The organism is Streptomyces sp. NPDC048057 (genome assembly GCF_040653095.1).
Lineage (GTDB): Bacteria > Actinomycetota > Actinomycetes > Streptomycetales > Streptomycetaceae > Streptomyces.
Map to the genome: position 1 here is coordinate 1 of NZ_JBEZNF010000048.1, position 12205 is coordinate 12205.

Consider the following 12205-nt stretch of genomic DNA (forward strand, 5'->3'; position numbering starts at 1 on the left):
CGGACCCGGTACAGCTTGAAGATCAGTTCACCTATCAGCCCCCGCGTCCACAGCTGACCAGAAAGCCCCAGGTCACAGGGGATGTGATCGAGGACTGCCTGCCGCACGGCAGTCTGCTCGGCCTCGGACAACACCTGATGCTCGCCCGCGCGACGGCCTCGCGGCCGGGACAGCAGCGCCTCCCGGCCACCCGCCTGCCACCTCGCCCACCAGTTGTCCACAGCCCTGACCGACACCTTGAACAAGACCGCGACCTCCACCCGGTCCCGACCCTCCACCAGCGCAGACACCGCCAGCAACCGCACAGCCTCCTGCACGTCCGGCGACCACGTCCGCGCATCCCCCACCAGATCACTCACATGCTGTCAACGAACCCGAACCCAAAGCGTTTCGGATCAATACCTGCGGGAGACCGACGTCCCCGAGGGCTACGTCCTGCCCGACAACCCGGTCACCGGCCCGTACACCATCAATGCCGAGAACGCCGACGAGCCCGTCGTCGTCAAAATCGCCAACAAGCGTGGCGAAGGCGGAAAGGGCAAGGGCGGGAAGGGCAGGGGAGGGAATTAGGGGAAGAATTCCTGCTCGATTGTGAACGGTCGCCCCGCATGACGGGCCCGGATGCCACTCCTGTGGCGTCCGGGCCCGTTTCCGTGTCCGTGCCGCCCCGGGCACGGAATTCCTTGCTTCAGCGCACGCGGCTCACGCCCCGCCCTCCTTGAGAAGCGCCACCAACGCGTCGGCCGCCGGACCCGAAGAGGCCGGGTTCTGCCCGGTGATCAGCAGACCGTCGCGCAGGACGTACGGCTGCCAGTCGTCGGCCTGGGAATACACCCCGCCGAGCCCCACCAGCTCGTCCTCGACCAGGAAGGGGACGATGTCGGTGAGCTGCACGGCCTCCTCTTCGGAATTGGCGAACCCGGTGACCCGCCGGCCGGCGACCAGCGGTGAGCCGTCCTCCTCGACGACGTGCCGCAGGACGCCCGGGGCGTGGCACACCAGCGCCACCGGCCGGCCCGAGCGCAGGGTCGTTTCGATCAGCCGCGCGGAGACCGGGTCGTCGGCGAGGTCCCAGAGCGGCCCGTGACCGCCGGGATAGAAGACCGCGTCGAAGTCGCCGGCCGCGACCGAGTCGAGACGCACGGTCCGCGCCAGCGCCCCGGTCGCCTCCGGATCGGCCTCGAACCGCCGGGTCAAGTCCGTCTGGAACCGGGGTTCGTTGCTCTTGGGGTCCAGCGGCGGCTGCCCGCCCTCGGGCGAGGCGAGCACGAGTTGCGCGCCGGCCTCCAGGAACCGGTAGTACGGCGCCGCCAACTCCTCCAACCAGAACCCGGTCTTGCGGCCGGTGTCCCCCAACGCGTCGTGCGAGGTGAGAACGATCAGGACCTTCATGACACTCCCGTTCAGATGGACCGACGACATCCGTCCGACCCGCGCAAGGGCCGCCCCGCCCCCGACTGCTCAAAGCTATCCGTGTCGAGGCCGTAGGGGAGGGGTACCCCGGCCGCGGCAAACGCGTGACAACCGATTGCCGGGCGTGGTGGATACACAGGTGGGAGCAGGGATTGCCGTTCGGACTTCGCAAAGTGAAGGGCGTGACTTCCGCGGTCTGTGGACTGGCTGAAATCCCAGCGGCCACCGCGTGATGGCCGGAGCATCCGACCGAACCGCCCTGCCGCGGTATCCCGTGGTCGAATCGTCGATGCCGTCGAGAATCGATCGCCGCTGCCCGTCGCGGCGGTCCGTAATAGCGCAAGTGATAGTGGGCTGGCGGGAGTTCCTGGGATATGGTCCGGCCTCGTGATGGTCACTCCAGGGACTCGACGGGGCTTCCGAATTCACGCGGTACTGATCGCGTTGGCTTCGGTGGCCGCGCTCACCGCGGCCATCCCGAAGGCCGCAGCCGCCGAAAGCGACCCCCTGAAGGAGGTGAACACATCCACGCTCCTCCTGCATCCGCGCGAAATGCCGGGAGTCGACCCGGCGAACTCGGCCAGGGGCGTTGTCGAAGCCCTTGAGGCCGCCCGCGCGGTGACTCCGGCATCGGCGCTGAGCGTCGCCCAGTCGCGACAGCACGTCGGCCGGGCACTGTGCCATACGACCGGCATCAACGGCACCTTCAAGTACAACGGCTTCTGCTGGGACGCCGCGGACGACAACACCAGCGCCTGGGCGGAGGCCACACCGGACACGGGCGGGTGGCACCCGCAGGGCCTGACGGCCTCGCACGACGCCCACCCGGGCGGCACGGTGGACGGCCACCACCTGTACATGGCCTCCTGGTTCTACGGCTACGGAAAGGACGAGGGCGACCGCGACCACAGGGCCCGGATCTCCCTCGTCAGGTCCACCGGCACGGACTGGAGCTACGGCCACGTCCTGCTCGTCCGGCCGACGGGCAGCCGCACCAACCCCGACTTCGAGGCCGTCGACAAGGTCCATGCGGACGGCATGGCGTGGTACGGAAACCGCTTGTTCGTCGCCAACGGTGGCGAGTTGCAGATCTACGACCTGAACCACCTGTGGAAGATGTCGTCCCTCTCCGGCCGGGTGGGCGTCGGCGGCGGCCCCTCGTCCGCCGCGCACCACCAGTGGGCCCTGCCCATGATCGCGCGCTACGGCACCCGCACCAAGGCCCAGGAAGCCGCGTCCGGCAATCCCCACCCCCGGGCGTGCGAACCCTCCTCCCGGGCCTGCCTGGGCTCCCTCAGCCTGGACCGCAGCGGCCCGACGCCCCGGCTGGTGTCCGGTGAGTACTGGTCCAACAGGAGGAACAGCGCGACGGGAAAACTGGAGGCGAGCCACCCGGCGCACCTCGTGAAGTGGCCACTGGAGCACATCGGTGAAGGCGGCACCGCCGCCGTCCGGGCGGTGAGCGCCCACACCACGAACGTCCGCCAGGTCCAGGGCGTGGCCACCGACGGCACCCACTACTACGTGTCGGGGCAGTGCCCCGACGGCTACCTGGGCGACGCCGACACCTCCGACCAGGGCAGCTACTCCTGCATCTGGCAGGCCAGACCGGGAATCTCCCCGACCGTGCTGACCCGCTCACCGGCACTCACCCAGAACCTGTCCTACGCCCACACCTCCGGGCGCCTCTGGGGCTCGAACGAACTCACCGGCAAACGCACGGTCTTCTCCCTGCGCCCCCGGGAGGCCGACGCAGCCCTTCCCCTGAGCAACGACCACAGCGCGCTCTGCGCCGGAGTGGGCAGCGGCATCGCCAACGGCGCGAAGGTCATCCAGTGGGGCTGCAACCACGCCCAGGACGAACGCTGGCTGTTCGAGGACACCACCGACTCCCACGGCAACCGCGCCTACTTCCTGCGCAACGCCCACTCCGGGAAGTGCATGGGCACCGGATCGAGCCTGGCTCCGGGTGCCGGGATCATCCAGTACACCTGCAACGGCGCGGTCGACGAGAAGTGGTGGTGGACGCCGCAGACCGGCGAACTGCGGAACGTCTACTCGGGCCATTGCCTCGGCATCGGCGCGAACGCGACCAAGGGATCCCAGTTGATCCAGTGGACCTGCAACGGAGCGGCGGACGAGAAGTGGTCCCGGGTGGCCCGGAACGTCTGATGCGGCAGGGCGCTCCGAGCAGGTTCCCCTCCCTGTTCTCACCCGCACCGGGCCGTCGAGCACCGAGACGGCCGAGCACGTGACAGAAAGCCGAAGGAACGACGAAAGGACGAGCATGCGATGGCGCGCACTTCTGGTCATGTTGATGTCCATGGCGGGGCTCATCGGCCTCGCCCCGTCGGCCACCGCCGACACCGTCTCACCCAGCACGGCACCGGTCCTGCGCTTCCTCACGTACAACATCTGCGGCAGCAGTGACATCACGGACGACTGCACGCTGTCGGACGAGGTGACGCAGCGGGTGGGGAAGATCGCCCACGAGACGCTGGCGTGGAAGACGGACCTGCTCTTCCTCCAGGAGGTCTGCCAGTCCCAGTACGACGCCCTGCTGACGAGGCTCGCGAACCACGGCTACACCGGGCACTTCGTCGTGATGAAGCGGCCGGGGCAGGACCCGCGCGAGAAGGACCTGTGCAAGGCAACCGGACTGGAGGGCCCGTTCGGGATCGCGGTCCTGTCCAAGGCGCCGGTGTCCAACCGGCAGTCCATCGACCTGACGACGGGTCTTGAGGACCCGACGAAGGCGACGGACTGGCGCACCGCCTGCATCGACACGCCCTTGCAGGGACGGTTGACCCGGGCCTGCTCGGTGCACCTGTACTCGTACGACGGCAAGGTCACCAAGGCGCAGGCGGGCGAAGTGGCCAAGAAGGCGAAGGAGTGGAGCGCGGAGGGCATCCCGATGGTGCTCGGCGGTGACTTCAACCCCCGGCACGACGACCACACCCAGGCAACCGCGCCGCGCTCGACCACGCTGGACAGCATCTACAGCAAGCCCGAGGGCCCGGGCTCGGGCCAGTTCATCGAGGCGGACTCGACGGACACCGACTACTACGACGCCACCTGCAGGGCGGCCACGCCCCTGCCGCCGCGCTGCCGGTCGGGCGAGCCCACGCTGCGCGCCAAGGGCACGGACCCCGAGGCCAAGCTGGACTACATCTTCCTGAGCGAGAGCCACTTCAAGAACGTCGCGGCCGACGCGCTGCCCCGTGACGCCGCCATCTCCGACCACTATCCCTACCGGGGCGCGGCCTCCTGGGACTTCTGCAACAACCCGGCCGACGGCCGGGCCGACCTGCTGCGCCGCGACTCGGCCGGCGACCTGTGGCGGCACTTCGGCCGGGCCGACGGCACCTTGCAGGCCCTGCACTGCAAGGTGGGTGCCGGTTGGAGCGGCATGCGGCACATCGCCCGCGGCGGCGACCACGACGGCGACGGCCACGCCGACCTGTACGCGATCGACGCCGCCGGCGACCTGTACTTCTACCCCGGACACCGCACGGAACTCTTCTTCATCCCACCGCGCAAGGTCGGTTGGGGCTGGGGCCCGACCACCTCGCTGGTGTCCGCCGGCGACATGAACGGCGACGGCAAGCGGGACCTCGTCGCGCGCTTCGACGACGGCAAGCTGTACCTGGTCCCCGGCACGGGCAACGGCGAAGTCGGCCCCAAGGCGCAGATCGGCCACGGCTGGCAGATCCACAACCTCGTCCTCGCCCCCGGCGACGTGACCGGCGACGGAAAGCCGGACGTCCTCGCGCGGAACGCCGCCGGTGAACTCTGGGCCTACCCGGGCACCGGCACCGGCTCTCTCGGCACCCCGACGGAGGTCGGCTTCAGCTGGCAGGTCTACAACGCCGTGGCCGCCCCCGGTGACGTGAACGGCGACGGGAAGCCGGACCTCCTCGCCCGCGACGCCGCCGGCGACGTCTGGTTCTACGCCGGCACCGGATCCCTCGCCGGCTCCGGCCCCTTCGCGGCCCGGGTCAAGAGCGGATGGGGGTTCCCCACCGACGAGCTGATCGCCTGATCGTCGCCATCGAACAACCGCCGGCCCGGACGCACCGCGTCCGGGCCGGCAGCCATGGGAGGGCTGCCCCAGGCACGTCACTCGTTGTAGGCTGAGCGAACGCACTTGACCTGCAATAACGCAGGCAGGGAGCCCAAAACCAGGAGCATTTCCATGCTGCGCACCATGTTTAAATCCAAGATCCACCGCGCCACGGTGACCCAGGCCGATCTGCACTACGTCGGCTCGGTCACCATCGACGCCGATCTGATGGACGCGGCCGACCTGTTGCCCGGCGAGCTGGTCCACATCGTGGACATCACCAACGGCGCCCGGCTGGAGACGTACGTCATCGAGGGCGAGCGCGGCTCCGGCGTCATCGGGATCAACGGCGCCGCCGCCCATCTCGTCCACCCCGGTGACCTCGTCATCCTCATCAGCTACGCCCAGGTGGACCACGCCGAGGCCCGCTCGCTGGTGCCCTCGGTGGTGCACGTCGACGCGGACAACCGCATCGTGGCCACGGGCACGGACGCCGGAGCCCCCGTCCCGGGGAGCCGCACCGAGCGCAGCCCGCACGCCGCCGTGATCTGATCGTTCCGTCCACAGGGCGAGTCCGTCCACAGGACGAGAAGGACGAGAAGGTCCGGAAGGACCAGAGGAGGCGGCCATGGCCGACGAGCGGAAGCACGACCTGCGGGACGACCGGAGCCGGGGGCTCCTGGAGGCGTACGACGAGGGGAGCGTCACCGGTCGCATCGCGTACTTCGTGCTGGACGCGGAGCCGGCGGCGCTCGTCGCCGTGCACACCGTCGTCGAACCGCAGTACGAGGGCCGTGGCATCGCCGGGGCGCTGGTGGGCGAGTTCTACGCGATGGCGGCCCGCGAGGGCGTGCCGGTCGTGCCGCTGTGCCCGTACGCCGCCGCATGGGCCGAGCGCCACCCCGAGCAGGCCCCGGCCGCCCCGGCGGAGCTGGTGGCCACGGCGAAGGCGCAGCTGCGGGAGCGCCCCGAACGGTGGTGAGCCGCGGCGGCACGGACGGCGCTCCCGGCCGTGCCGTGCCGCCGGAACGGTGGGTACGCTGCCGTGACGGGGGTACTCGCCACACATTCGACGGCGACCCTGGAGGACCGGCATGACCCAGCCGCCCGTACCGCCCTCACCGATCCCGACCCCGGGGCCACCGGGACCGGACCCCGGCCCGCTGCCCGGGCCCGTACCGACGCCGCAGCCGCCGCCGGTGCCCCCGGACCCGATCCCGCAGCCGGGGCCCGACCCGAACCCCGCGCCCGAGCCGCAGCCGGAGCCCCAGCCCGCGCCGGGCCCGGCCTGACCGACCCGGCCGTCAGTCGGTGGACACCTCGGAGCGGTCCCCGCCCCACAGGGTGTGGAACGAGCCCTCGCGGTCCGTGCGCCGGTAGGTGTGCGCACCGAAGAAGTCGCGCTGGCCCTGGGTGAGCGCGGCCGGCAGCCGCTGCGCCCGCAGCGCGTCGTAGTACGCCAGCGCCGCCGCGAAGCCCGGCGTCGGCACGCCCTGCCGGGCCGCCGTCGCCACCACCTCGCGCCAGTCGTCCTGGGCCTGCCCGATCTCCTGCGCGAACTGCTCGTCCGACAGCAGGCTCGGCAGGTCGGGCCGGGCGTCGTAGGCGGCGCGGATCCGGTCGAGGAAGGCCGCGCGGATGATGCAGCCGGCCCGCCAGATCGAGGCCACGGAGCCCGGGTCGACGTCCCAGTCGTACGCCTCGCTGCCCGCCTGGATCTGGTGGAAGCCCTGGGTGTACGAGACGATCTTCGACGCGTACAGCGCCTGCTCCACCCGCTGGGCGAACCGGGCCGCCTCCGCCTCGTCCAGCGGCTTCGGCGCCGGGCCGGGCAGCGCGCGCGAAGCCCCGCGCAGGTCCGCGTGGCCCGACAGAGACCGGGCGAAGACGGCCTCCGCGATCCCGGACACCGGCACGCCGAGGTCCAGCGCGATCTGTACGGTCCAGCGGCCCGTGCCCTTCTGCTCCGCCCGGTCGGCGACGACGTCGACGAACGGCTCGCCCGTCGCGGCGTCCACGTGCGCCAGCACCTCCGCGGTGATCTCGATCAGATACGAGTCCAGCCGGCCGGTGTTCCAGGAGCGGAAGGTCTCCGCGATCTTCGCGGGGGAGTAGCCGGCGACGCTCCGCAGCAGGTCGTACGCCTCGGCGATGAGCTGCATGTCCGCGTACTCGATGCCGTTGTGCACCATCTTCACGAAGTGGCCGGCGCCGTCGGGGCCGATGTGCGCGACGGTCGGCGTGCCGTCGGGCGCCTTCGCCGCGATCTTCTCCAGCAGCGGCCCGAGGGAGGCGTACGACTCGGCCGAGCCGCCCGGCATGATGCTCGGGCCGTGCAGGGCCCCCTCCTCGCCGCCGGAGATCCCGACCCCGACGAAGTGGATGCCGCGCTCGCGCAGCTCCTTCTCCCGGCGGCGGGTGTCGGCGAAGTGGGCGTTGCCGCCGTCGATGATGACGTCGCCCCCCTCCAGCAGCGGCGCGAACTCCTCGATCACCGCATCGGTCGCCTCGCCCGCCTTCACCATGACGACCAGCCGCCGCGGACGCTCCAGCGCGGCGACGAACTCCTCGGCGGACTCGGCGGGGACGAAGGCGCCCTCGTCGCCGAACTCCTCCACCAGCGCCCGGGTCCTGGCCGCCGTGCGGTTGTGCACCGCCACCGTGAGGCCGTTGCGGGCGAGGTTGCGGGCGAGGTTGCGGCCCATCACCGCGAGTCCGGTGACACCGATCTGGGCTGTAGCGTCCATCACTGCTCCTGATGTGTCCGTCGTATGCGTCGTCGTACGGATGCGTGTCCGTGGGGACCGGGGGCGCACGCGCGTCCGGCGTGGTTGCGGCCCGACCGTTCACCGATCATCAATCCCGGGCTGGCAGGGAAAATTTCCCCGGTCCCGGCGATTTTCGTCCCGATGGCGCGACGGGCGGCGGCGCTGTCCCCGGACCCGCCCCGTGGACTTCCGCCCCCGCTGCGCCCCGTGCGCGGGGATTGAGCCCTTGTCATCGTCCGTGCGCAGCACTTAAGTTGACCGCTTGGTATGTGACCTTCTTGTTATCTGTCGTTCTGCCTGTACGTAGGGGGAGACCTCCATGGCCGCAACCGGTCGGCACCGCCGGCAACAGCCGAGCCGCATCAACCGCGCCTCGCTCACCCTCACCGCCGGTGGTGCGGGAATGGCGCTGCCGTTGATCGGCGCGGGGACCGCCCAGGCGGCGTCGGTGGACGTCTGGGAGAAGGTCGCCGCCTGCGAGTCCACGAACAACTGGAAGATCAACACAGGTAACGGCTACTACGGCGGACTCCAGTTCACCCAGTCCACCTGGGACGCCCACGGCGGCCGGGAGTACGCGCCGCGCGCGGACCTGGCCAGCAAGGACCAGCAGATCGCGATAGCCGAGCGGGTCCTCAAGGGACAGGGCCCCGGGGCCTGGCCCTCCTGCTCGGTGCGCTCCGGGCTCACCCGCGGAGGGGACGCGCCGAACATCACGCCCGACGGCCGGCAGTCGACACAGGGAGCCGCGGCGCAGGGCGAGCGCAAGGCGACCGCGTCCGGGAGCGGCCAGCGGACGGCCACCCCGCAGGGGAACAAGCTGCAGAAGCAGTCGACGCCGCCGAAGGCGACCCCGACGACGGTGCCCACCCACCGCGAGGGCTACACGGTGGCCCGGGGCGACTCGCTCTCCCGGATCGCGGTGCAGAAGGACATACAGGGCGGTTGGCCGCGGCTGTACGAGATGAACCGGGCCACCGTCGGCTCCGACCCGGACCTGATCATCCCCGGCCAGCGGCTCGTCATCCGGATGGCGGCGCCCAAGACCGAGGGGAAGCCGGCCTCGCCCGGCACGACCCCCCGGCAGCAGACCCCGAAGCCCGAGGCCGCCCCGGAGAAGAAGCTCCAGAAGAAGGCCGAGAAGCCAAAGAGCGCTCCCAAGACCGAGAAGACGGAGCAGGCCGCAAAGCCGCGGCAGGTCGAGAAGAAGGTCACCAAGCCGTCGACCAAGCCGGTGCGTGCCGCCGAGACCCGCACCAAGCCCGCCGCGTCCACCAACAGGTCCGCCGATCGGCCGACCCAGAAGGCGGGCATGAGCGCCCCCGTGGACGCCTCCACCGGCACCCCGTATCGCAAGGCCGGCACCGCCTGGTCCAGCGGCTACCACACCGGCGTCGACTTCCCCGTCCCCACCGGCACCTCGGTCAAGTCCGTCGCCCCCGGGCGCGTCATCTCGGCCGGGTGGGCCGGGTCCTACGGCTATCAGGTCGTCATCCGGCACACCGACGGCAAGTACAGCCAGTACGCACACCTGTCGGCGCTGACCGTGCGCTCCGGGCAGCAGGTGGCCAGCGGTCAGCGCATCGGGCGCTCCGGCTCCACCGGCAACAGCTCAGGGCCCCATCTTCACTTCGAAGTCCGCACGGGACCGGGATACGGGGCTGACATCGACCCCGTGGCCTACCTCAGGTCGGGCGGCGTCACGCTCTGAGCGCTGCGCCGGGGACGTGGTGAGGTCCGGGCCCGGCGCGGGGGCCGGGCGGCGCTCCACGGAGCTGCGGTTCTTCGGCCGCCCGCTGCGGCACGTACGGAAACCGGACCTCCGCTGCTCCGCGATGCGAACGGCGGCGGGGGTCACGGCGCGGGCGCCGGCCGGCGCCCGCCCCTCCACGAGCGCGGCGCCGCCCACCCCGTCATCAGCGCGGTGCGCGTGCTGAGCGGGGTCCTTGCCGTCCACGCCCTCGTCGGCGTCCCCTGCCGCGTCCCGCTGCTGCACCGGCTGCACCGGCTGCACCGGCTGCGCCAGCGCCTCCGCCACGACCGCGCCCTGCGCGTCCTCCGCCGCCGCCCCGGCCTCCGTGTCCACCTCGGCCGCGTCCTGGGCCGCAACAGCCGCCTCGCGCCCCGCAGCGCTCATCCGCTCGACGGTCAGCAGGACCAGCCCGGCCGCCGCCATGGCGCCGAAGCCCATGGCCAGCAGCGTGCCGGCGAACCCGTAGCGGAACGTCTCCCCGAACATCGTCACGCCGACGGCCGCCGCGACCACCGGATTGACCACCGTCACGGTCGCCAGCGGCGCGGCGAGCCCCGCGCCGCGGTACGAGGCCTGCGACAGCAGCAGCCCGCCGATCGCCAGCACCGCCACTGTGAGCAGGCTGGACCACTGGGCGAGCGGCGCGGACCACTCCCAGTCCACCGCCACCGTCTTGGTGAACACCGAGGCGATGCCGAACGCCACGCCCGCACAGGTCGCCAGCAGCACGCTGCGCAGCACCGGCCGGTGGATGGTCTGCGCCACCAGGAAGACCAGCGCGACGACGCCGAAGGTCACCGCCGCCAGCACCCCGCGCTCGCCCGACCCGAGCGACCCGGAGTCCGTGTTGCCGCTGAGCGACATCAGCCCGGCGAGGCCGATCGTGGCGAGCAGCGCGCCGCGCCACGCGGTCGCCCCGGCCCGCCGCCCCACGAACATCGCGGCCATCGGCAGGGCGAACACGATCGTCAGCGCGCCGAGCGGCTGCACCACGCTCAGCGGGCCGTACGCCAGGGCGACGACGTGCAACAGCGCACCGGTGCCGTTCAGGGCGACGGCCCCCCACCACCCGGCGTGGTGCAACGGAGCGTAGGGCCGGGCGGCGGTGGATGCGGCGACCTGCTCCTGCACGATCGCCCCGGCCGCATAGGCGACCGCGGAGACCAGGGAGAGCAGCACCGCCAGCGCAAGGGGACTCATACTCCCTACGATCTCTCCAAAATGTCCTCCCGTCGTCGTCCTTGAGCAGGCACTTGGTCGTACTGCCGACGGAGTACGACCATGGGACCAAAGTGCTACTGAAGTCTTCGTCGCAGGTCAGCCCGGGTGGAGAAAGAACCGGACCGACGCGGAACCAGGCCCTCCGGGCGGCCTTGACGATCAATGAGACCTGTGAATGGATCTGATAACGACAAGGGGGTGACCTGCGGAATGCGTCCGGATCAGCGGCACGAGGTGGCGTCCGTCGGCGGTTTCTTCGCGCTGCGCACCGGTGAGCCGGACGGCGGGACTCCGCTCGCCGGGATCTACGGGGGCGACGGCGCCCCCCTCACTCTGCGTGTCGACCTGGTGGCCACCCGGCTCGGCGCACGGGAGCGGCGCGTCGCCGCCTCCATCGCCCACCTCGGGCTCGCCGCCCGGCTGTGGTCCGTCGCCCTCGGCTCGGCCGCCCTGCACGGCCTGGTTCCCGTACTGGACCCCGAGCGGCTGTACTGGACCCCGGACCGCTCGTCCCCCGACGACCTGGTGCTCACGGAGGTCCGCAGCCGGCCCGCCTCCGTCGCCGCGATCCGCGACGTCGTGCAGCGCGACCACCTCGTACCCCTGGCGACGGCGCTGCGCCGGGACACCCGGATCTCGCCCCGGCTGCTGTGGGGCAACGCCGGCTCGGCGCTCGCCGGGGCCGTGCGCGAACTCGACACCTGGGCCGGCGCCCGGGGCCGGCCCGAGGTCGTCGAGCGGGCCCGGGCGCTGGCGGCCGGCCTCTTCGCCCACCCCGACCTCGCCGGCACCGTCCGCGGCCCCGCGATGCGGCGCACGAGCTGCTGTCTGTACTACCGGGCCGGGGGCGGACTCTGCGGCGACTGCACCTTCGACGCGCCCCCGACGGCGGGGGCCCGCGGCTGAGCGCGCCGGTCCCGGTCGCGGCGACCTCCCCCATTTGGCCCGCACTCGACCGCTCAGTACAGTTGCGCTTTTGAAACCTCC

General features: G+C 71.5%; 10 protein-coding genes and 1 pseudogene. 7 read left to right on the forward strand and 4 right to left on the reverse strand.

Annotation, left to right across the window (positions count from 1 at the left end; translation table 11 throughout):
* Together AB0E05_RS34540 and AB0E05_RS34545 are read right to left on the reverse strand one after the other, a co-directional pair.
* Positions 1-359, reverse strand: a 359-nt coding sequence (locus AB0E05_RS34540) for a helix-turn-helix domain-containing protein (RefSeq protein ID WP_361971198.1), incomplete at its 3' end; no start/stop codon positions are given.
* 343 nt (positions 360-702) lie between these two features.
* On the reverse strand, positions 703-1392 hold the full coding sequence (locus AB0E05_RS34545) for a type 1 glutamine amidotransferase domain-containing protein (protein ID WP_361971199.1): 690 nt from the start codon (positions 1390-1392) through the stop codon (positions 703-705).
* Positions 1393-1929: 537 nt separating this feature from the next.
* On the opposite strand from AB0E05_RS34545, the gene AB0E05_RS34550 reads away from it, so the two are divergent.
* The 5 genes and pseudogenes from AB0E05_RS34550 to AB0E05_RS34570 all read left to right on the forward strand — a co-directional run bounded on the left by AB0E05_RS34550 (position 1930) and on the right by AB0E05_RS34570 (position 6768).
* On the forward strand, positions 1930-3585 hold the full coding sequence (locus tag AB0E05_RS34550) for an RICIN domain-containing protein (RefSeq protein ID WP_361971201.1): 1656 nt from the start codon (positions 1930-1932) through the stop codon (positions 3583-3585).
* A gap of 115 nt (positions 3586-3700) precedes the next feature.
* Positions 3701-5455, forward strand: coding sequence for an FG-GAP-like repeat-containing protein (locus tag AB0E05_RS34555; RefSeq protein WP_361971203.1), 1755 nt, complete (start codon positions 3701-3703; stop codon positions 5453-5455).
* Between the two features lie 153 nt (positions 5456-5608).
* Positions 5609-6028: an aspartate 1-decarboxylase gene (gene panD, locus AB0E05_RS34560; RefSeq protein ID WP_361971205.1), complete on the forward strand. Its 420-nt coding sequence runs from the start codon at positions 5609-5611 to the stop codon at positions 6026-6028.
* 70 nt (positions 6029-6098) lie between these two features.
* A pseudogene (locus tag AB0E05_RS34565) lies at positions 6099-6458 on the forward strand (GNAT family N-acetyltransferase); the annotation flags it as partial.
* A 112-nt stretch (positions 6459-6570) separates the two neighbouring features.
* Positions 6571-6768 (forward strand): hypothetical protein, encoded by a 198-nt coding sequence (locus AB0E05_RS34570; RefSeq protein ID WP_361537311.1) that lies wholly within the window; start codon positions 6571-6573, stop codon positions 6766-6768.
* Between the two features lie 12 nt (positions 6769-6780).
* Here the strand turns inward: AB0E05_RS34570 and gndA are convergent, their stop codons facing one another.
* On the reverse strand, positions 6781-8223 hold the full coding sequence (gene gndA, locus AB0E05_RS34575; RefSeq protein WP_361971206.1) for an NADP-dependent phosphogluconate dehydrogenase: 1443 nt from the start codon (positions 8221-8223) through the stop codon (positions 6781-6783).
* Positions 8224-8563: 340 nt separating this feature from the next.
* Between gndA and AB0E05_RS34580 the strand changes: the two genes are divergently transcribed.
* Entirely contained in the window at positions 8564-9955 is a 1392-nt protein-coding gene (locus AB0E05_RS34580) for a transglycosylase family protein (protein ID WP_361971208.1), read from the forward strand.
* Here the strand turns inward: AB0E05_RS34580 and AB0E05_RS34585 are convergent.
* Positions 9857-11197, reverse strand: a complete 1341-nt coding sequence (locus tag AB0E05_RS34585; RefSeq protein ID WP_361971210.1) for a DMT family transporter — start codon at positions 11195-11197, stop codon at positions 9857-9859. The genes AB0E05_RS34580 and AB0E05_RS34585 overlap by 99 nt on opposite strands.
* A gap of 231 nt (positions 11198-11428) precedes the next feature.
* Between AB0E05_RS34585 and AB0E05_RS34590 the strand changes: the two genes are divergently transcribed.
* Positions 11429-12124 (forward strand): IucA/IucC family C-terminal-domain containing protein, encoded by a 696-nt coding sequence (locus AB0E05_RS34590; protein WP_361971212.1) that lies wholly within the window; start codon positions 11429-11431, stop codon positions 12122-12124.
* Positions 12125-12205: the final 81 nt, after the last annotated feature.